This window comes from Vibrio xiamenensis (assembly GCF_900100015.1).
Classification (GTDB): domain Bacteria; phylum Pseudomonadota; class Gammaproteobacteria; order Enterobacterales; family Vibrionaceae; genus Vibrio; species Vibrio xiamenensis.
This window is the reverse complement of record NZ_FNDD01000033.1, coordinates 36,132-56,249: the sequence shown is the minus strand read 5'-3', so window position 1 is coordinate 56,249 and position 20,118 is coordinate 36,132. Positions and strand designations below refer to the sequence as shown.

The 20,118-nt window shown below is 48.6% G+C and carries 17 protein-coding genes; 11 read left to right on the top strand and 6 right to left on the bottom strand.

Annotated features, from left to right (window positions below):
* The first annotated feature begins 38 nt into the window (after positions 1–38).
* The 8 genes from BLS03_RS20990 to BLS03_RS20955 all read left to right on the top strand — a co-directional run bounded on the left by BLS03_RS20990 (position 39) and on the right by BLS03_RS20955 (position 10,289).
* Positions 39–986 (top strand): ABC transporter permease, encoded by a 948-nt coding sequence (locus BLS03_RS20990; RefSeq protein ID WP_093278574.1) that lies wholly within the window; start codon positions 39–41, stop codon positions 984–986.
* A gap of 9 nt (positions 987–995) precedes the next feature.
* Positions 996–1,823, top strand: a complete 828-nt coding sequence (locus tag BLS03_RS20985; protein ID WP_093278572.1) for an ABC transporter permease — start codon at positions 996–998, stop codon at positions 1,821–1,823.
* Positions 1,823–3,460: a dipeptide ABC transporter ATP-binding protein gene (locus tag BLS03_RS20980; RefSeq protein ID WP_176765658.1), complete on the top strand. Its 1,638-nt coding sequence runs from the start codon at positions 1,823–1,825 to the stop codon at positions 3,458–3,460. The genes BLS03_RS20985 and BLS03_RS20980 overlap by 1 nt, the downstream gene beginning before the upstream one ends.
* A gap of 17 nt (positions 3,461–3,477) precedes the next feature.
* On the top strand, positions 3,478–4,692 hold the full coding sequence (locus BLS03_RS20975) for a M20 family metallopeptidase (RefSeq protein WP_093278569.1): 1,215 nt from the start codon (positions 3,478–3,480) through the stop codon (positions 4,690–4,692).
* A gap of 10 nt (positions 4,693–4,702) precedes the next feature.
* Positions 4,703–5,833: a M24 family metallopeptidase gene (locus BLS03_RS20970; protein WP_093278567.1), complete on the top strand. Its 1,131-nt coding sequence runs from the start codon at positions 4,703–4,705 to the stop codon at positions 5,831–5,833.
* Between the two features lie 652 nt (positions 5,834–6,485).
* The gene (locus BLS03_RS20965) at positions 6,486–7,892 is read left to right on the top strand and encodes a mannose-1-phosphate guanylyltransferase/mannose-6-phosphate isomerase (RefSeq protein ID WP_176765657.1); all 1,407 of its coding nucleotides are present in this window, start codon (positions 6,486–6,488) and stop codon (positions 7,890–7,892) included.
* 14 nt (positions 7,893–7,906) lie between these two features.
* A complete protein-coding gene (locus BLS03_RS20960; protein WP_093278565.1) occupies positions 7,907–9,334 on the top strand; it encodes a phosphohexomutase domain-containing protein in 1,428 nt (475 codons plus the stop codon).
* Between the two features lie 199 nt (positions 9,335–9,533).
* Positions 9,534–10,289: a WecB/TagA/CpsF family glycosyltransferase gene (locus tag BLS03_RS20955; RefSeq protein ID WP_093278563.1), complete on the top strand. Its 756-nt coding sequence runs from the start codon at positions 9,534–9,536 to the stop codon at positions 10,287–10,289.
* A gap of 43 nt (positions 10,290–10,332) precedes the next feature.
* Here BLS03_RS20955 and BLS03_RS20950 read toward each other — a convergent pair whose 3' ends face one another.
* Both BLS03_RS20950 and BLS03_RS20945 read right to left on the bottom strand, forming a co-directional pair.
* Positions 10,333–11,472 (bottom strand): GNAT family N-acetyltransferase, encoded by a 1,140-nt coding sequence (locus tag BLS03_RS20950; RefSeq protein ID WP_093278561.1) that lies wholly within the window; start codon positions 11,470–11,472, stop codon positions 10,333–10,335.
* 116 nt (positions 11,473–11,588) lie between these two features.
* Complete coding sequence (locus BLS03_RS20945) at positions 11,589–12,014, bottom strand: MarR family winged helix-turn-helix transcriptional regulator (RefSeq protein ID WP_093278560.1); 426 nt, start codon at positions 12,012–12,014, stop codon at positions 11,589–11,591.
* 65 nt (positions 12,015–12,079) lie between these two features.
* On the opposite strand from BLS03_RS20945, the gene BLS03_RS20940 reads away from it, so the two are divergent.
* Both BLS03_RS20940 and BLS03_RS20935 read left to right on the top strand, forming a co-directional pair.
* The gene (locus BLS03_RS20940) at positions 12,080–12,523 is read left to right on the top strand and encodes a DUF2798 domain-containing protein (protein ID WP_093278559.1); all 444 of its coding nucleotides are present in this window, start codon (positions 12,080–12,082) and stop codon (positions 12,521–12,523) included.
* 185 nt (positions 12,524–12,708) lie between these two features.
* A complete protein-coding gene (locus BLS03_RS20935) occupies positions 12,709–14,358 on the top strand; it encodes a response regulator (protein ID WP_093278557.1) in 1,650 nt (549 codons plus the stop codon).
* 85 nt (positions 14,359–14,443) lie between these two features.
* Here the strand turns inward: BLS03_RS20935 and BLS03_RS20930 are convergent, their stop codons facing one another.
* The gene (locus tag BLS03_RS20930; protein WP_093278556.1) at positions 14,444–16,201 is read right to left on the bottom strand and encodes an ABC-F family ATP-binding cassette domain-containing protein; all 1,758 of its coding nucleotides are present in this window, start codon (positions 16,199–16,201) and stop codon (positions 14,444–14,446) included.
* A gap of 503 nt (positions 16,202–16,704) precedes the next feature.
* Here BLS03_RS20930 and BLS03_RS20920 point away from each other — a divergent pair.
* Complete coding sequence (locus tag BLS03_RS20920) at positions 16,705–17,589, top strand: AEC family transporter (RefSeq protein ID WP_093278553.1); 885 nt, start codon at positions 16,705–16,707, stop codon at positions 17,587–17,589.
* A 113-nt stretch (positions 17,590–17,702) separates the two neighbouring features.
* Here the strand turns inward: BLS03_RS20920 and BLS03_RS20915 are convergent, their stop codons facing one another.
* Genes BLS03_RS20915 through BLS03_RS20905 form a run of 3 tightly spaced genes read right to left on the bottom strand, consistent with a single transcriptional unit; the run spans position 17,703 to position 20,070 of the window.
* Positions 17,703–18,227 (bottom strand): winged helix DNA-binding protein, encoded by a 525-nt coding sequence (locus tag BLS03_RS20915; RefSeq protein ID WP_093278552.1) that lies wholly within the window; start codon positions 18,225–18,227, stop codon positions 17,703–17,705.
* A 3-nt stretch (positions 18,228–18,230) separates the two neighbouring features.
* The gene (locus tag BLS03_RS20910) at positions 18,231–19,535 is read right to left on the bottom strand and encodes a TRAP transporter large permease (RefSeq protein WP_093278550.1); all 1,305 of its coding nucleotides are present in this window, start codon (positions 19,533–19,535) and stop codon (positions 18,231–18,233) included.
* Positions 19,528–20,070: a TRAP transporter small permease gene (locus BLS03_RS20905; RefSeq protein ID WP_093278549.1), complete on the bottom strand. Its 543-nt coding sequence runs from the start codon at positions 20,068–20,070 to the stop codon at positions 19,528–19,530. Before BLS03_RS20905 ends, BLS03_RS20910 begins: the two co-directional genes overlap by 8 nt.
* Positions 20,071–20,118: the final 48 nt, after the last annotated feature.

The following is a 20,118-nucleotide window of genomic DNA, read 5'->3' as shown; positions in this document are numbered from 1 at the left end:
CGTGGCAGTGCTTGCGAACAGTTGGAGAAAATGGACGTATGACTCCTACGTATCTTGTTAAACGGCTGCTGCTGGTCGTTTATACCTTGCTGGTGGTTTCGATGCTGGTATTTGGCATTACCCAAATTTTGCCTGCCGATGCCGCCGTGACCATGCTTGGCCAAAACGCCACACCCGAAGCGCTGGCTGCGCTGCGTGAACAGCTTGGCCTCAACCAGTCAATTTGGAGCCAATATTGGCATTGGTTTAGCCATGTTCTTGAACTTGATTTCGGCACCTCAATGCGCACAGGTCAACCGGTTGCAGGCGCGATGTTTGATGCGCTCGGGCGTTCACTGCTGCTCGCGGTGTTGTCATTAAGCCTAATGCTGATTATCGCCATACCGCTCGGCGTTTGGGCGGCGCTAAAACGAGGCAAAGCCGCCGATTTAGTGGTGAGTTTTTTCTCTTACATTGGCGTGTCGTTTCCGGAATTTGTGACCGCCACGCTATTGATGCTGCTGTTTTCTAACTACTGGCATCTGTTACCCGCGACAGGCTATGTGCCGCTGGGTGAAGATTTTGTTGATGGCCTTTTGCATCTGATTTTACCGGCGATCACGGTATCGATGATTTTGGTTGCTCACGTGTCACGCATGGTGCGCTCGGAAATGGTTGATGTGATGAAGACCGACTACATTCGCGCCGCGACACTCAAAGGCCTATCGCGCCGCCGAGTAATTTTTCGCCATGGTTTGCGCAACGGCTTGTTACCAACCATTACCATCGTCGCCCTTGATGTCGGCTATTTGCTTGGCGGGATTGTGGTGGTGGAAGAAATCTTTGCCATTCCCGGTATTGGCCGCGCCTTGATTGTTGCGGTGACCTCACGCGATTTACCCTCAATTCAAGCGGGCGTGATGATTCTTGCTACCACGTATTGCGTGGTCAATTTCCTAGCTGATCTCGCCTATGCCTGGCTCGATCGCCGTATTCAGTTTTCATAAGGAGGCGTAATGTTAGATGTCGTTAAACGTCTGCTCAAGACGCCGCAAGGCCTGATCGGGTCTGTGATTGTACTCTTGGTCATCATTATGGTGTGCGTTGGGCCTTGGCTTGCGCCATATCAATACGATCAGCTATCGATTTTGGCGCGTTATAAAGCGCCGAGCAGCGAATATTGGCTCGGTACCGACCAGTTTGGTCGCGATTTGCTAAGCCGTATTTTGGTCGGTGCACGGCCAACGATTTTACTGTCATTGTTTGCCACTCTTATGGCGACAGTGATTGGCGCCGTGATTGGCACTGCCAGTGCTTATTTGGGGGGCAAAATCGACGAGTTCATTATGCGCACCATGGATGCGATTATGTCGATCCCAAGCCTTTTATTTGCGCTTTTGATTGTCAGCACTCTTGGCAAAAGTGGCATGAACGCGGTGCTGGCGATCACCATCGCGTTTGTGCCCGGAATGGTGCGTATTGCGCGCAGCGTGTCGCTGGCGGTGCGTCGCCAAGACTATGTCAACGCGGCGATTGCGCGTGGTGAATCGACCCGCTTTATCATTTTACGCGAGATGCTGCCTAACATTGTCGCACCCATTATCGTCGAATCCACCATTCGCGTGGCGTTCGCTATCATGCTGTTTGCGACCTTGAGCTTTCTAGGCCTTGGCACTCAGCCGCCAGAGCCGGAATGGGGATTGATGGTGTCAGAAGCGCGGCGTTATTTCTTTCAAGCGCCATGGGGCATGTTGATGCCCGGGCTGGCGATCGCGATTGTCGCGATTGGTTTTAACTTGCTGGGCGATGGCCTGCGCGATGCACTCAATCCGAGGAATCACTGATGAGCAATATTTTAGAAATCGTTGATTACAGCCTCGAATTTGAGGTACCAAACGGCACGCTGCGAGTGCTCGATTCAATCAATTTGACCGTTAAGCGCGGCGAAGTGGTGGGGCTGGTGGGGGAATCCGGCAGCGGAAAAACCACCTTAAGTTGGTCAATCATGCGCCATATGGCAGAAAATGCCCGTGAAGTGAGCGGTGAAATTCGTCTTGAAGGGGAAGATCTGACCAAAGCATCGATGCTGCGCATGGAAACCTTGCGCGGCGGCAAATTGGGAATGATTTTTCAAGACCCAAGCGCATCGCTTAACCCAACCATGACGCTTGGCGAGCAAGTGGTCGAAGTGTTAATGCGCCATCGCGGTCTAGATCAAAAAGCCGCGTGGCTTCTTGGCGTGCAGTTGCTCACCGATGTGGAGCTGAAACAGCCGGCAGAGATGATGAAACGTTATCCTCATGAAGTATCTGGCGGCGAAAAGCAGCGCGTATTAATTGCCACCGCATTTGCCTGCGAGCCCGATTGCTTGATTTTTGATGAGCCGACCACTGCGCTGGATGTAATCAGTTCCGCGCAAATTCTCGCTTTGTTCGACAAATTACGCGAGCAGACTCAAGTGGCGGCGCTATACATTAGCCATGATTTGGCGTTGGTATCGCAAGTCGCTGACCGGGTTTGCGTACTTAACAAAGGCCGCATTGTCGAACAAGCGCCAGCTCGCGATATTTTTGCCAATCCACAAGACCCGTATACACAGAAATTGGTTTCTGCGGTGCCAAACCCGAATCAGCGTCTGCTCGATGAACCCAGCAAACGCTTTAGCGATCTGCTGAGCGTTAGTGATCTCAGCGTCTATTACGGCGGACCAAGTTTTGTCGACCGTTTGTTAAGGCGTCCTAAAGCGCCGATGTGCGCGGCCAACAAGCTGAATATTCAAGTTGGAGAAGGGGAGATCGTTGGCGTGATTGGTGAATCGGGCTCAGGGAAATCCACTCTCGCCAAAGCGCTTTCTGGGCTGGTCGCTTATCAAGGCAATATCGATTATTGCGGCAGTGAAATCAAAAGCGCCGCGGATATGGACAAAGACTATCGCCGCCGAGTGCAAATCATTTTCCAGCATCCGGATGCCTCGCTCAATCCTCGGCACAAAATTCGCGACATTCTTGCTCGCCCGCTGCGACTATATAACGGCTGTCAAAAAGGGGAAACCGAAGCGCAGGCGATAGCTAGGCTATTGGTGGAAGTAGATTTGCCTGCTGAATTTGCTGACCGTTATCCCCATGAGCTGTCCGGCGGGCAAAAACAGCGTGTGGCGATCGCCAGAGCCTTTGCGGCAAAGCCGCAGTTAGTGATTTGCGATGAAATTACCGCCGCGCTTGATGTCTCTGTTCAAGCTACGGTGGTGAAGCTGCTGCTCGATCTGCGCCGTCGCCACGGCACAGCTTATCTGTTTATTACCCACGATTTGAACCTCATTCGTCAAATTGCTCACAAGCTGGTGATCATGTATCGCGGCGATCTGGTTGAGACCACCGATGTGGAAACCTTAGCCAAACAGGGTGGTCAGCACCCTTATACCCAAGCATTGATGGAGGCGATTCCAAAACCCGCCAACACGTTGCAAGGTAAAGTTATTTAAAGGAATAAAGCGTTTTTATGAATCAAAAACAGTTGTTGGAACAAATCGATCGCAAGGCGTGTATCGAATTTCTCGCTCGCATGGTGCAGCACAAAAGCTACAGCGAAACCGAGGGTGAGCGCGAGTTAGCCCGTTATATGAATGAGCAAATGCTCAACCAAGGTTTAGACAGCGAGTTGCAACCGGTCCCCGGCGAGCGGCTTAATGCCATCGGGCGTTGGGCTGGTCAAGGCGGCGGTTCGAGCTTGCTGTTTAACGGTCATTTGGATACCAATCCGGTAACCGAGGGTTGGACGGTGGATCCGTGGGCAGGCAAAGTCGATGCGCAGTTTATCTATGGCATTGGCGTTTCGAATATGAAAGCTGGCGATGCGGCGTATTTTTGCGCGGTGAAAACCTTGATGGACGCGGGAGTGAGACTCAAAGGCGATGTGATTCTGACTTATGTGGTTGGCGAACTGCAGGGCGGCATCGGCACCATCGCCGCGATTGAACAGGGCGTGCGCGCCGATTACTTTATCAATAGTGAGCCGACCGACCTTAACGCCATGACGATGCACGCGGGTTCGTTGATGTTTACTATTGAGCTCATCGGCGATACGCGCCATTTGTCTAAGCGTGAAGAGGCGGTTGACGCCCTTGCTGCGGCGTCAGAGTTAGTGCCTATCATCAACAGCATGACGTTCAGCGGCGCGAAATCAGACGAGCATTTAAAAATTAACCGTGGCCATATTGGTGTGGTTCACGCTGCGCTGGGTCGCAACCTTGAAGAGTGGCGTCCACCGCAAGTGGCTGATTTTGCCAAGCTGCGTGGCTCGGCACGTTTCGCGCCAGGACAGAACGTGGATAGCGTCGTGGCCGATATGCAGCAAAAAGTTGACGAGCTGTGTGCCCGTCACCCCGGCCTTAAAGGCAAAGTGATCAACGACAGCGCGACCATGCCGCTGATGCAGCCGTTTGAAGTCTCAGCTAGCTCCAAGATTGTGAAATCGATTAATCGCGCCTATCAAGAAGTACGCGGCTGCGATCAACCGACGGGCGCGATCACGCCGCCGGCATTTTACGGCACCGATGCGGCGCACTTTTACCAAATGCTTGGCATGGAAGGTGTGGTGTGCGGCCCAGGTGGTAAGTACAACACCATGCCCGACGAGCGCGTCGAGCTCGATGACTTTATCGATATGATTCGCATCTACATGCTAACCATCATCGATATCTGTCAGTTAGCATAAAGGCAGAAAAATGAGTGACCAACCAGATTTAGCCGCAGAATACGCGCCGCGTATCGCCAGAGTACGCGACGCTATGCAAGCGGTGAACGCCGATCTTTTGGTGGTGGATCAAGCTGAGTTGATGCAGTGGCTTGGCGGTTTTACTTCCTCAGAAACTTTATATCGAGTGCTTTTAGTCCCCGCTCAAGGTGAGCCTTGGTACGTGATTCGCGATATTGACCGCGCGCCTTGTGTCAACGCGTCGTGGGTCAGTGACATCGTCAGTTATGAGGATGAGAACAACCCTTGGCAAGTGGTGATGGACTCCATCATCGCCAAAGGGTTTGCCAATGCCCACATCGCATTTGACCATCACTCCTATGGTTGCACGGTAGAGAGTTGGTCTAAATTGTCTCACGGTTTAGGTGAGGCGCAATTCGTGGCGCTTGACACCAGTGGCGATGTGCTTCGCCAAGTGAAATTTACCAGTGAAATCGCCAACCTTAAACGCGCCGCGCGTATTGCTGACCATACCATGCAGACCATCAGTGAGCAGATCCGCCTTGGTGATAGCGCCCGCGAAGCGGCCGCGATTGCATCCGCGAGCTTTATGCGGCTAGGAGCCGATAGCGGCGATGCCGGGCCAATTGTGCGCTCAAGTGGTGACAACGAGTTTTTGCACTCGCATCAACTTGATGAACCACTGCAAACTGGCGATGTCTTGCATGTTGAATTGATTCCGAAAGTCGCTAATTACAGCGCGCGCTTAATGCGGCCGATGGTGTTTGGCGCAGCGAGTGAAGCGCTCAAGTACACCGCAAAGCAACTGATTGATATTCAAGACCAGCAGATTGCTGCGATGAAACCCGGTGTCAAAGCGTGCGATATCGACCGAATTGTTCGCGAGCAAGTGTTGGCTGCGGGGCTGAGGTCGAGTTACACCAATGTCACTGGTTATGCGCTTGGCCTGTATGCGCGCACGCCTAGATTGTCAGATTTCTCGCTCTGTTTTCATCCCAAAGCCGAATGGTTGCTGGAAGAAAACATGGTATTCCATATGTATATCTCGGCAGGGCGTTTAGGTTTTAGTGAAACGGTGCGGGTTGGTAAAGAGGGCGGCGAACGTTTAACTACAGCGCCGAGAACCTTATTGCAGTGTTAATATTTTTCTGAGTCCCTTAAATTAAATGTCTTAATCCAATGGCGCTAAAACAGCGCCATTGTTATTTGTTCAATCGTGAAGATTAGAGAAATATTATCGATATAATCACTTGTATCCTTTAATTAAAGTTGGTTTTAATTTTATTATTAATGCCGTGTATGTTTAGTCTAAAAATACGTAAGTTAAGCGTTTAAAAATTATTTTCATCGCAATGTCGAACTTAAATTTAATGAAATAAGGTCATGTATTATTGTTTTTTGTTTAGCGGTTCTTTTTATTGTATTGATATATAGGGATTTATTGTAAATATTGGGCTGGTTTTTTGACAGTGTAAGCGCTGTGTTTCTCAATCATCCTGTGTAGATTTTTTCTAAACGGTTTTTATTGATTAACTTATTGTATGTCATTCTTTATCTTCATATTGCTTTTCGATTTCAGAATCTTCATTTCATTTTAATCACTTCAACGATACCGTTTATCTAGGTTGCTATATCAAGACTTTAATTGAATTTCCTATTTCGAGATTGAAAAGTAGATGTGTCAATTTTGTCTTTTAGGGTTCGCAGCAGTTATGTATTTCGCAACTGTTTAGTTTTCAAATATTACGCTTTTAACTCGTATTGAATAACAAGCGCTGAACGGAACGAAGATTATGGAAAATATCACCCCTGTGATCATGGCAGGCGGCGTTGGCTCGCGGCTTTGGCCAATGTCACGCACGCAAAGACCCAAGCAATTTTTGAAATTGGTCAGTGATAAAAGCATGCTGCAAGAAACGGTGCTGCGTGCCGACGCGCTGGCATCTTTGCCCAATATTGTCATTTGCAATGAAGAACATCGGTTTTTAGCCGCTGAGCAGCTGCGTGAAATTGACCGGCTTGGACAGATTATTTTGGAGCCGCAAGGTCGTAATACCGCGCCGGCGATTGCCCTTGCCGCCCTTTACTTGCGGGCTCACAGCGAAGATTCGCTCATGCTGGTATTAGCCGCTGACCATGTCATCACTGAGCAAGCGGCGTTTGAGAGCAGTGTTAAACAAGCGGTGAAGGCTGCCAAACAGGGCAAGATGGTAACCTTTGGTATCGTCCCCGATCATCCGGAAACGGGTTATGGTTACATTAAGCGCGGCAAGGATTTGGGCTGCGCCTATCAGGTTGAGCAGTTTGTTGAAAAGCCCGATTTACCATTAGCTGAGCAGTATGTTGCCAGCGGCGAGTTTTACTGGAACAGCGGCATGTTTCTGTTTAAGGCATCGCGTTACTTAGATGAGCTGGCGCAATATCGACCAGACATCTTTGAAATTTGCCAGCAAGCGGTCAGCGACCCAACTAGCGATATGGATTTTGTGCGCGTGGATGAGGCGATATTTGCCACTTGTCCGAGTGATTCGATTGATTACGCGGTGATGGAGAAAACCCAAAGTGCGGTTGTGGTACCGCTTGATGCAGGTTGGCATGACATCGGTTCTTGGGATGCGCTGTGGGACATGGTGGTCAAAGATGACTCAGGCAATGTTAAACGCGGCGATGTGCTGACTCACGATTGTCTCAACAGCTATTTCAATGCAGAAGATAAAATGATCGCTGCGGTGGGGGTTGATGACATTGTGGTGGTGGAAACCAAAGATGCAGTGCTAATTGCCGATAAGCATCACGTGCAAGACATCAAGCAAATTGTCGAACAGCTGAAATCGACTGGGCGCAGCGAACACAGTGTTCATCGCGAAGTGTATCGACCTTGGGGTAAGTACGATTCTGTCGACGTTGGTGCGCGCGATCAAGTTAAACGTATCACGGTGAATCCCGGCGAAAAACTCTCACTGCAGATGCATTATCACCGCTCTGAACACTGGATCGTGGTTTCTGGTACTGCCAAAGTGACCAACGGTGAGACAACCAAATTGGTCAGTGAAGATGAGTCGATTTATATTCCGCTTGGCTCGGTTCATGCCCTTGAAAACCCAGGCAATATTCCTCTTGAAATGATCGAAGTGCAAACCGGTAGTTACCTTGGTGAAGACGATATTGTGCGTTTCGATGACCGTTATGGCCGAAAATAGTCAAAGGAGAGCTCATGGCAACTACTCAATTACTGTCGTGTTTTAAAGCCTATGATATTCGCGGCAAATTGGGCGAGGAGTTGAATGCCGATATCGCCTACCGAATTGGCCGTGCCTATGCCCAGTTCACCAAAGCCAGACGAGTCGTGGTCGGTGGTGATGCCCGTGAAACCAGCGCTGGGCTCAAACAGGCATTAGCCGATGGGTTGCTTGATGGCGGCTGCGATGTGATTGATATTGGATTAGTGGGCACCGAAGAGATCTACTTTGCAACCTGGCAGCTGAATCTCGATGGTGGAATTGTCGTGACGGCGTCACATAACCCAATTAATTACAACGGCATGAAACTGGTGCGTGAGCACTCAAAACCAATTAGTAATGATTCTGGGCTGAACGAAATAAAACGTTTAGCCGAGAAAAATGAGTTCGATGCAGCGCCAGTTCGCGGTGAATATCAAACTCGCAGCAACTTAACCGCTTATGTTGATCATCTGCTGTCGTACATCGACGCCACAAAGCTCAAACCGCTTAAGCTGGTGGTGAATGCGGGAAATGGCGTAGCAGGACATGTGATTGATGAGATTGAACGCCGCTTTGAAACGCTCGGCGCTGCTGTCGAGTTTATCAAAATGAATCATCAGCCGGATTCAAGCTTTCCTAACGGCATCCCCAATCCACTTTTGGTCGAAAATCGCGCGCAAACGGCACAGACGGTGCGCAACCATCAAGCCGATATTGGCATCGCATGGGATGGCGATTTTGACCGCTGTTTCTTTTTCGATCAGCACGGTGATTTCGTTGAAGGTTATTACATTGTCGGTCTGCTCGCCGAAGCTTTTTTGCAAAAAAATGCTCATGAAACCATCATTTACGACCCGCGCGTCTACTGGAACACCGAAGCCATTATTGCCGAGTGTGGTGGCCGAGGCGTGAAATCGAAAACGGGTCATGCTTATATTAAAGCGCGCATGCGCGACGAAGATGCCATTTATGGCGGTGAGATGAGTGCGCATCATTACTTTCGCGACTTTGCTTATTGCGATAGCGGTATGATTCCCTGGCTGCTATTGATTGAACTGCTAAGCATTAAAGATAAACCGCTCAGTGACTTGCTTGGCGATTGCAAGGCGCGTTTCCCAAGTTCAGGTGAAATCAACTTCACAGTCAATTCACCAGAGCAGATTATGAGTGGCATTGAGCATTATTCGTGGCCTCAAGCTGCGACCATTTCTTATATCGACGGCTTAGATGTCTGCTTTGACACTTGGCGGTTTAATTTACGCATGTCCAACACCGAACCTGTGCTGCGTTTAAATATCGAAACTCGCAAGGATAGCAAGTTATTATCAGACAAACTGACAATGCTCACCTCGCTCATCAAGCACTTTGATGACAAGGGTCTATCGGATGTCACTCTAAGCCAAACTTGGTCAGTGAAATAACCTCTTTTGGCGAGGTTTATTTGTCTCATCACTATCAATTTCTCTTCCACTAACACGCTACGATCAGAATATTAACCGTACGCTAATACAGCCTTGGCGTTTGTTGATTACGGTTAGTTAAGCCGCACAAAAAATGTTCGGCTTAGCCGTAAACGTCGTTCTTGATCGAACTTTTTAAGGCGTGTGAGGGAGCAAGGCTATGACTCAAAGTGACGCATTTACCACAGTGTTTGGCATCCGCTTTTTTAATACCGGTTTAAACACCATGGCGAATGACATATTAGGCGGGAAATACAATCACAAAATGATTGTGACCCCCAATGTCGACCACGTGATTCGCTATGAAAAGGATCGCCAATTTCATGATATTTACGCCAAAGCGGATGTGTATTTAAACGATTCTCGGGTTCTCAAGTTATTCTCACAAGCGATAGGCAATCCCATCAACAGTTTGGTTTCGGGCAGCGATTTAACCGCGCGGCTGTTTGAACAACTTGTGAGTCATCAATCGATATCGATCGCCATTATCGGTGCCAGCGACGAAGTGGTCGAGAAAATCGCCGCGATTTATCCCATTGCCAAGCTCACCCATCATAATCCGCCGATGGGGTTTGATAGCGATGAAGGTCAAATCGATAAATGCGTTGCGGTGTGTCAGCAAGCCGATGCCGACATTATTTTTCTGGCGGTAGGTAGCCCTAAACAAGAGATTGTGGCTGATCGGTTACGTGCCCGCGGGGTGAGTGGTTGCTATCTGTGTATCGGCGCATCGCTTTTGTTTCTGGCAGGTGAAGAGAAGCGCGCCCCGGAGTTTGTGCGCCGAGCAAATTGCGAATGGCTGTTTCGACTGGCGCAAAGTCCCAAGCGTTTGGCGAAGCGTTATCTGGTCGATGGCTGGCAGATTTTTCCTATTGTGCTCAAAGAGCGCCAAGCGTTAAAAAGGCCGCGAGCGTAGTAACGTCACGCGCAGCCAAATTAGCGGGAAACAGCAAGGTGAGTTATTGCTGGTGGAACGGCAAGTAGCTTGCAAGCTCGACCATTTTATCCTGCATATATTGCTGTTCTTGCTGCAAAAAACGCTCCACAGCAGTGCGAAACGGCGCGGTGGCAATCCAATGTACTGACCAAGTGGCAATGGGCTCAAAGCCGCGTTGGATTTTATGTTCGCCTTGAGCGCCGGGGTCAAAATGGTCCAGTGAGTGGGCGATGCAGTATTCAATACCTTGATAGTAGCAAGTCTCAAAATGCAAGCTATCAAACTCTTGTTCACAGCCCCAATAACGGCCGTATAACGTGGTGGTGTCTTTAAACGACCACGCTGCTGCCACTGGGCGCTCATCAATGTAAGCCATCACTAACACGATTTGCTCAGGCATACAGGTGATCAAACGCGAAAAAAAGTCTTTATTGAGGTGACCATAGTGGCCGTGTTTGAGGTAAGTGAGTTGGTAGAAATCAAAGAAAACATCTAGCAAATCAGGTGTGATGTCTTCACCGTGATAATAGCGTAATTGAATGTTTTGGCTTGCAATTTTAGCGCGCTCTTTGCGCACGTTTTTGCGCTTTCTGGAAGTAAAGGTTTGCAAGAAGTCATCAAAATTCTGGTAGCCGCGATTATACCAATGGAATTGACAATCTTGGCGCGTCATCAACTGTGCGCTTTGCCAAGTTGGCAGCGAGTCTGATGGGATAAACAGCCCAGACCAACTGGAAAATTTGTGCTCATCACAAAGCTCTCGCACCGTGGAAACGAACAGCGTTAGTACTTCATCAAAGGTGATTTTGTCGCGAGCGTAAATTAGCCGCGGGCCGGTTGATGGGGTAAAGGGGATCGCCGTCACCAGCTTGGGAAAATATTCATAACCGGCTTGCTGCCAAGCTTCTTGCCACGACCAATCAAACACGTACTCGCCCCAAGAATGGGTTTTAAGATACAGCGGCATGGCGGCGATAAGCTGGTCATCTTGATGCAAGCTTAAATGCAGTGGATGCCAGCCGGTGTCATCGCAGACGCAACCGCTTTCCTCAAGCGCCAGCAAAAAAGCGTGGCGCAAAAAAGGGTAGTCATTGTCGCAAAGCGCATCCCACTGGTTTGAGTCTATTTCATTGATCTGATGGTGAATGCGGAGTGTGGGCATGGCGAGTTCCTAAGCTTCCTTGCTTGAACAAGTTTCTATCCTAGCGAGCGTGGCGGGCCATTTCAATCTCGGCTTGAGCAGAAAATTGCCAGTGCCTTGATGGCCAATCTTAATCGTTAATGGCTGAGGTTGCGTTCCATCACACCAAGCCATTGCTGCAGTTGTTGTTGCTGTCCATCGCTTAGGCCTTGAGTCATTTGCTGTTTGATTTCTGCCCGTAGCTGCTTAATTTGAGCAAATAACACGATTCCCTCATCCGTTAAGCTGAGCAGTGATTGGCGCTTATCTTGCTGCGATTTTTCTCGCACCACCATCTTTAGCTCAATTAATTCGTTTACCAGGCGAGTAATTTGCGCCTTGTCCTTTTTGGTTTGCACCACCAAATCGTGAGCAGTGCAACGCTCGAATTCGCCAATATGTAGCAAGATTAAGCCTTGGAAAAAACTTAATGAAATGTGCTGTTTAGCCATTTGAGTGGTGATGGTTTCGCGCAGGCATTGAGACAGGTGCGCGATGTGACGTTCAATACTACTACTTTTCATATGGTTGATATTGTCAACTACCTAGAATATGGTTGACTATATCAACCAACTACTGCGTGCGACAAATGAATTTACGTAAAATTGCGATCACATTACCGGCACCGATATGCATCGTGGCTAGCATTACTTGTTTTATGACCTACCTCAACCACGGCATGAATCAAGAATTTTGGTTCAATTGGCTAAGTGCATTCGTGTTTTCACTGCTGGTGATTGTGCCGATTGCGGGATTGATGATCATGAAAATATCGATATGGGTGGCCAAAATGCTCCCTAATATTAACCCACTGTACCAAAAGCTGATTCAGTGTGTATTTATTGCCTTGTGCATTGAATCGATTCTGGCAGTGATTTCAGCTCTTGGTACGCAGAATGTGACAGACGTTGCGAGCTTTGTTTCAGTTTGGGCGTTTACCTTAGTTCGCGCGTTGCCACTAGGCTATGTGATTGCAATGATCATGGTATTTATCGTCAAACCCCGTATTCAACGAGCTTTAGCGCAAGCTTAAGCCGCGATTCATCCATTATTCAAAAGTTCATAACTGTTACTAGATAGCCGTCAGCCGTATTGTGTGGCGGCGGGTTGAATGGATTGAAACTCAATGCTGAGTTTAACGTAGGAATCCTCTGTTATTGCTTAGTCGATTTGATATCGAAGTTAGGATATCGGCGAGAGCGCTGAGCGGAGGGGAAAATGACGATCGATTTTGCAAATTACACTGTGTTGGTGGCTGATGACTCACGGCTGGTGTGCAGCAGTATCAGCTCCCATCTGAAAAAGAATGGTGTAGAGCATGTTGATCTTGCCTATCGAGCCTCAGAAGCGATTGGGCTTTGCAAAAGCAAACATTACGATTTGATTATCTGCGATTACAACTTTCACTCTGAGTTAAACGGTTACCAAATTCTCGATGAGTTAAAGTATTATCGCTATCTGCAAGCCGATACGGTGTTTATGTTTTTGACTGGCGAAAACGATCCGAAAATCGTGCGTTCGATTCTCGATAGTGAACCCGATGATTATCTGCTGAAACCACTGAACATGCGCTTTTTCCTTAAACGCTTGCAAGCCGCGGCCAACAAAAAAGCTGAATTGCTGCCCATCTACCAACACTTGTTTGAACAAGACTATAAACGCGCGGTAGTGGCGTGTGACGCTTTGATTGCCAAGGGCAGCAAATACATTAAGTTGATTCGCAAATACAAAGCCCAAAGTTTGATTCAGCTTAAGCAGTTCAATTTGGCTCGGTCAGAATATGAAATCCTGCTGAAAGCGGATGATTTTGACTGGATTAAAACCTCGCTTGCCAATACCTTGATTGAAACCAATCAAATGGACAAAGCGCTGGTGGTACTCGATAGCGTTGCTGATAAGCAAGCCAACCCTTATTACCATGATGAAATGTCCAATATTGCGGCGCTGGATAATCAGTTGCCGCAAGCGATTGATCATCTCAAGAAGTCGACCATGCTGCTCGATGCAGGCGCAGAGCGTGACCTAGTGATTGCTAACTTATCGCTGGCAGTTCAGTCGTACGATGATGCGCTAAGTTATATCAAGCGTTATTACGACAAAAATATTCATACCTTTCGCGGCGGTGATTACACCAAAATCAATTATTTACGCTGTTTTCTGTACAAATTTACCGATCATGGTGACAAAAAGCTGTTTGATCATTATTTAGAATGTTTAAAAACCATTCTATTTTCAGTGAGCAAGAATGAGAACTTAGGCGACCAATACCAGTTGATTTTGGCGCATATTGATATGATTAACCATGACTATCATTCGGCTATCGATAAAGTGAAACGCGCACTGCCAAATATTCAAGACTTCCACTTTTATGACTTGTTTCACCTGTGCTTCTTATTAGAACGTTTTTCGTTTTTCAATGAGGTCAAATACTTGCTTCCGCAGTGTCGCCGCGCGATTAACCGAGAGCAGCACGCGAGCATCTTTCGTAGCCAAGTCTTGATGTTAAACGCGCTTGAGCAGCATTTGCATCGCACTCTGCAGGCTATCTCCGGGTTGAAAAATAGGATAGTCAGTCGCGGCAAAGTCATCACTAAAAACGAAACGAACGCCTGCCTTGATGATTATTTGGGATTACATGATTTATCGCCGACGTCGAAGAAGTTGTGTCTCTCCATTGTGCAATTTATTGCCAAGATGTCGGCTGGGTATCAAGGCAAATACGATGTATCGAGCAAGCTTGAACAGTGTCATTTAGTGATGACGAAACTCTATAGCGTCAAAGAGTTACGCGATCTCAATTATTTGCCACTTTACCAAGCCGCGCGTGCCAAATTTCCTATCGCAGAGTTTGAGCAGGCGGTCGTGTGAAGAGCAACAAGGAATATGAATGTGCAAACAGGGCTCGCTACATGGCGAGCCCTGCGCTTTATGCCACCTCTTCATTCAGCGAAATTTAGCTAAGTTTTCGATTAATATTCATTATCTCTTGTTGCCATTGCGCTTGTAATTGCGGCTTTTGGTGCTTGGGCTTGCGCGCCAAATCATCATTCAGGCGCTGCTCAAGTTCAATTAAGCGCTCGAGTAATGCGTCTTGGTTACATTCGCCATCATCGACTTTACCCATTTCTAAAAGGGAAGGGCAAAGCGAAGTATCCATTTGGCCTTGAGACGCATCGTGATTCTCATCGAGCTGTTGATAGACCTGCGCTATGTCCAAATACTCGGATAGCGTTTGATTTTGAATCAGCCAAAAACGGTTGCAAGCGTGCTCAATGACGTTGCGGTCATGGCTAACAATCAGAGCTGCACCTTGATAATCATTGAGGGTTTCAATTAGCTGCTGCTTACCTTCAATGTCCAAATGGTTAGTGGGTTCATCCAAAAACAGCATGTGATAGCGCGCAAGGCTTAAGCCGATAAACAGCAGCCGAGCCCGTTCGCCGCCGCTTAACGCTGAAACTTTCTGGTTGTGTCTTTGATATTCAAATCCAGCGCTTATCAACGCTTGTTTACGCAAGTCATCACTGAGCGCGCAAAACGGCATAAGTGCATCGCTAAGGTTTAACTTATCGTCCACCTGCTCAAGTGATTGGTCGTAATAACCAAGTGTGCATTTGGGATGAAACGCTATTTTCCCAAATACCGTTTGGTCGAGGATTGACGAATGTTGAGCGGCTTCTTGATACGCGCTAAACAACCGCTTAAGCAGGCTCGATTTGCCTTGACCATTGGCACCAATAAGAGCGATACGATCGCCGCTTTTGATTTGCTTTAACGCCATGCTAAACAGTATTTGGTCGCTGGATGGCGGCGTGACATCAAGCTGCTCGATATCGAGTAAGCGGTTTGCCGGCAGTGACTCACCTTGCAAGCTCAAACACCAAGGCGCAGCTTGCGCCAGTTTGGTTTGTTGTTCTTCGAGGCGCTCTTTACGCGCTTGTATGGTTTTGGCTTTGCGCGCCAAATCTTCGTTGTCATACACCTTGCCCCAAGTGGCGAGACGCTTGGCGCTTGACTCGAGGCGGTCAATTTCCTTTTGCTCGGCGTAATGACGCAGTCTGTCGGCTTCATTACGTTCGCTAAGGGCGAGACGCGCTGCAGAGCAAGGCAGGTTGAAGTGGTGCAAGCGTTTATCTTGCACTATCCAACTGCTGGTGGTGACGTTATCTAACAAACGCTCATCATGTGACACCAGCACAAATGCGCCTTTCCAAGTGCGTAAATAGTGCTCAAGCCACAGCAGCGCAGGAAGATCAAGGTGGTTACTTGGCTCATCAAGCAGCAACACATCTGGGCGATGAATCACGGCGCGCGCCAGCAATAACCGCATTTGCTGACCACCGCTTAGGTGTTTAGCTTGCTGATGCCAGCTTTGCGGCGCGAAACCCAGTTCGCTAAGCAGAACGTCGACGCGCCAATGCTCTTCGGTATCAAGATGTTCGGCAAGCGCCTGATGGGTAGTGGCGTTGGCAACGCTTGGCGGCAATTGTTGCTCGACATAACCGACGACACAGTGATGAGCGATAGCGATTTGGCCGTGATAGCCGTCTAACTGCTGACTGAGGATTTTTAGCAAGGTGCTTTTGCCGCAGCCGTTATGACCAATTAGGCCAATTTTATCGTGGCGATTCAGGGTTAAGTTAACCTCTTCAAACAAAGACGTTTGAGGGGATGAAAAGCTCAAGGATTGGGTGGTTAAAAAAGTACTCATAATAAACTCAAGAATTTGGCGCGTACGCGACTGTTGTCAGTTGCTGACAATAATTCTTTGAGCTCGAGGAAAAGGAACTCGCTGATTGTGCGATTTAAATGGACGTTTCGCTCAAGCCAGAATTATCGCAGCGCGATAAAACAAACTCTTGAGCGAGCCTCAATACCAAATAAACGTGGATGAATTGAATTCCACATAAGCATAGATGACCTCCTTGTTTTTATTGGGAAAACCGCATGGTTTTCGATGAATCGATAACGCGAGTATATAAAAAATCGCCGCTGACGGTAAAGAGCAAACCAATCAAGATGACCATTTTATATAACATATAATCCGTTAATTGAGGTTTGTACTGGTTACTAAAGCGCTGTAAATTAAGGCTCTTAATCCCAATATCTGCCGTTAAATCGCAGTGACTCTCACACGGGCGAGCTTTTAAGCTTCTGCCGACTTGATTGGTGTCATGCGCTTTAGTGCGGCGAAAGCCAAGTGTAAGGATACCTATGTTAACGGCGTTTATTGCGGCCATTTTGCCAGTGATGATCATTGCTCTGCTTGGCGCGGTGCTCAGTGCCAGAACCGAATATCTTGATGATCCCAACTTACCGAAACTGATTGTTAACGTCGGCATGCCGTGTCTTTTGTTTCACTCAATGCTTGGCAGTCATATTGATTTTCTTGGTATGACCAAGCTGGTTCTCGCCAGCAGCGCGACTTTGGTTGCCATGATGGTGGTTTCTTGGTTGCTACTTAAAATCATGAAGCTGGATATTCGTTTCTATTTGCCGGTTTTGGTCAACCCAAATACGGGCAACTTAGGGATTCCGATTGCTTATGCGCTGCTTGGTGAACAAGGCCTTGCTGGCGCGGTGATCATCTCTTCGATCATCGAAATCAGTCACTTTACCCTTGGGCTTGGGTTGATGTCGGGCAGTTATTCGCCGAAAAAACTGGTCGCCAACCCGCCAGTGATCGCGTTGATTGTGAGTGGATTACTGCTTGGCTTAAATGTGCCCATTCCTGATTTCATGCTGCGGGTGTTTGATTTGCTTGGCAGTATCACGGTGCCGATTATGCTTTTGATGCTGGGTCGTTCTTTAGCGCATATGCGCGTGCATGATACCCGTTGGGGACAACTGCTGTTTTTGGCTTTCTATCGCCCAGGTATGGGGCTGTTGATGGCGTGGATGGCCGCGAGCTTGTTTGGTTTGTCGCCGCTGCATACGGCGAATTTGTTGATTGCCAGCTCGATGCCAGTGGCGGTGCTGAATTATATTTTCGCGACCCGCTACAACGGCCCAGTCAACGAGGTAGCGGGGCTGACATTTCTTACCCTGCCAACGGCGCTCATCGCGCTGGTTATTATCAAAGTGTTTGTGATTGTGTAATCAAGAAAAAAGCCGCGTGCAGATGGCCGAAAAGAGATCGGCGCGCGGCTTTTTAGTGTGAATGCGTAGCGGCGCTTAGGCGGCTCGATGCATAATTGGATATGACTGCGAAACTACAGTGAGCGCACTGCGCGTGATGCTTGATCATAAAACCCAGATAGGGTGCGCATCATGGTGGCGACTTCGCCAAGTTGATCGTTAAGATTCATCCGTTTGAGGGCATCGACCAAACATTGCTCGCGCACATCGCGGTACTGGTTACAAAACTCCGCGCCCTTATCGGTTACACCGTAAAAGGTGTCTTTGCCTTGGCGCGTTCCTTCAACCAATTCAAATTTGGCTAATTTTCGCACCGAGTACGAGACGGTGTGCAAATCGTCAATGTTGAGAGTAAAAGCCACATCGGCGATACGTTTTGGGCGATTGCGATGATAGATGTTGTGCACCACCAGAATGTCGAGTGGGCTGAGCTCTGGCATACCCGAAGTGGAACTGCACGACTGCATCCAGCGTTGGAACGCGTTGTTCATCATAGTCAGCGCATATTCAAATTCGCTCAGCGCCATCGCATCTTCGCTGGCAAGGTGGGAAGAAGACACGATCGGCATGTGTTGAGAAGGCGTTGGTTCGTCGCTCATGAGTTATCCTTGAGTCATGGTCATTGGCAGCCAAGTGACGATTTGCGGAAATACGGTAATGATCGCCACCGCGGCCATCAGCAAAAAGAAAAACGGCAACGCCGCTTTGGCCACGTAGAGGATATTTTTACCGGTTAAACTTTGAATCACAAACAAATTAAACCCAACCGGTGGGGTAATTTGTGACATCTCAACCACCAGTACGATGTAAATACCAAACCACAGTGGGTTAATGCCCGCTTGTGTCACCATCGGCAGCACCACGGAAGTGGTCAGTACCACCACCGAAATGCCATCCAAAAAGCAGCCTAAAATCACAAACAGTATGGTTAAGCACAGTAGCAGCATATAGGGCGAAAGGTTAAGCAGCGCTATTTGTTCTGCCAGCAGGCGTGGCAAGCCGATAAAGCCCATCGCCACGGTAAGAAAAGCCGCGCCAGCGAGAATAAAGATGATCATGCATGATGTCTTTACTGCGCCCATGAGGCTGTCTTTGAAGGTTTGCCAGCTTAATGTGCGACTGCTGGCGGCTAATACCAGCGAGCCTAACACGCCAAATGAAGCGGCTTCGGTTGGGGTGGTAATACCCGCATAGATCGAGCCTAAAACAAACGTCACTAAACAGGCGACGGGCACCAGCTTAATGATGCCCGCAAATTTTTGCGCGCGAGTGTAGTGAGTATCATCAATGGGCATGCGCTGATGGTTTTTCAGCGACCAAAACACCGTGTAGCCAATAAACATTAGTACCAGCATTAAGCCGGGCAATGCGCCGGCGATAAACAGGCGGCCAATCGATACTTCTGCCGACACGCCGTAAACAATTAAAATGATTGAAGGTGGGATAAGTAGCCCCAGCGTGCCTGAGCCCGCCAGTGTGCCGATTGCCATATGGTCATCGTAACCTTTGCGTTTTAGCTCCGGCAGGGTCATTTTGCCTATGGTCGCTGCGGTCGCCGCTGACGAACCAGACACAGCGGCAAAGATGCCGCAGCTTAAAATATTAACGTGAAACAGGGCGCCAGGAATGCGGCTTAGCCACGGCGTGAGGCCTTCAAATAAGTCATCGGAAAGCCGTGAGCGAAACAGAATCTCGCCCATCCATATAAACAGTGGTAGCGCGGCCAAAGACCAATCAGACACTGCACCCCAGGTGGTGGTGGCGTAAATTAGGCCAAAGGCGTCATTGCCAATCAGTAACATGCCCACCGCGGCGACCGATACCAGTGATAGTGCGACCCACGTGCCACTTGCGAGCAGCGTAAATAGCACCACTAATAAAACGCTGCCGATCCATAATTCATTCATCAGCGTCACCCAATTCAATGTGGCTCGATTCTGCCAGTTGTTCTTCTTCTGATTTGGCAATCAGAGTGCCAAATAACCAGTTACACAGCGCACTGTCGATAACCGACAGGGCAAAAATGGCAGCCCCGACTGCCATTGGCAGTTGCACTGCCCAAAGCGGCATCGGAATGTAGCCGGAAGTGACTTCTTCAAACTCCCAAGATTCCCACACCATGTTGCCAAGGTGGTAAGCAAGAAAACTGACAAACAGCGCGGCAAGGGTTAGCACCGCACGCTCTACCCACAGCAAGCTGCGTTGGGGTAGGCGTGAGGTAAACAGGCTAACGCGAATGTGCGCGCCGCTTTGAAATGCATAGGCGAGCGCTAGAAAGCTGGCCGATGCGAGTAAATAACCGGCCAGATCATCACTTGATGGGATCACCACGCCAAACCAGCGTCCGACCACTCGAGTGAGAATAACTAGGCATATCAGGACGATACAAAATCCAGATAGCACACCAGAGCCAAGATAAAGCGTATTCAATCCGCGACGCATCGCTACCCCCTAAACGCCTACTGCCTATGAAATCGAGTTAAAAAGCTT

Coding starts and splice junctions, on each gene's coding strand:
- BLS03_RS20930 (WP_093278556.1), bottom strand. CDS start 16,201: ATGAGTACTTTTTTAACCACCCAATCCTTGAGCTTTTCATCCCCTCAA.
- BLS03_RS20935 (WP_093278557.1), top strand. CDS start 12,709: ATGACGATCGATTTTGCAAATTACACTGTGTTGGTGGCTGATGACTCA.
- BLS03_RS20990 (WP_093278574.1), top strand. CDS start 39: ATGACTCCTACGTATCTTGTTAAACGGCTGCTGCTGGTCGTTTATACC.
- BLS03_RS20965 (WP_176765657.1), top strand. CDS start 6,486: ATGGAAAATATCACCCCTGTGATCATGGCAGGCGGCGTTGGCTCGCGG.
- BLS03_RS20955 (WP_093278563.1), top strand. CDS start 9,534: ATGACTCAAAGTGACGCATTTACCACAGTGTTTGGCATCCGCTTTTTT.
- BLS03_RS20960 (WP_093278565.1), top strand. CDS start 7,907: ATGGCAACTACTCAATTACTGTCGTGTTTTAAAGCCTATGATATTCGC.
- BLS03_RS20975 (WP_093278569.1), top strand. CDS start 3,478: ATGAATCAAAAACAGTTGTTGGAACAAATCGATCGCAAGGCGTGTATC.
- BLS03_RS20905 (WP_093278549.1), bottom strand. CDS start 20,070: ATGCGTCGCGGATTGAATACGCTTTATCTTGGCTCTGGTGTGCTATCT.
- BLS03_RS20920 (WP_093278553.1), top strand. CDS start 16,705: ATGTTAACGGCGTTTATTGCGGCCATTTTGCCAGTGATGATCATTGCT.
- BLS03_RS20940 (WP_093278559.1), top strand. CDS start 12,080: ATGAATTTACGTAAAATTGCGATCACATTACCGGCACCGATATGCATC.
- BLS03_RS20985 (WP_093278572.1), top strand. CDS start 996: ATGTTAGATGTCGTTAAACGTCTGCTCAAGACGCCGCAAGGCCTGATC.
- BLS03_RS20945 (WP_093278560.1), bottom strand. CDS start 12,014: ATGAAAAGTAGTAGTATTGAACGTCACATCGCGCACCTGTCTCAATGC.
- BLS03_RS20980 (WP_176765658.1), top strand. CDS start 1,823: ATGAGCAATATTTTAGAAATCGTTGATTACAGCCTCGAATTTGAGGTA.
- BLS03_RS20970 (WP_093278567.1), top strand. CDS start 4,703: ATGAGTGACCAACCAGATTTAGCCGCAGAATACGCGCCGCGTATCGCC.
- BLS03_RS20915 (WP_093278552.1), bottom strand. CDS start 18,227: ATGAGCGACGAACCAACGCCTTCTCAACACATGCCGATCGTGTCTTCT.
- BLS03_RS20910 (WP_093278550.1), bottom strand. CDS start 19,535: ATGAATGAATTATGGATCGGCAGCGTTTTATTAGTGGTGCTATTTACG.
- BLS03_RS20950 (WP_093278561.1), bottom strand. CDS start 11,472: ATGCCCACACTCCGCATTCACCATCAGATCAATGAAATAGACTCAAAC.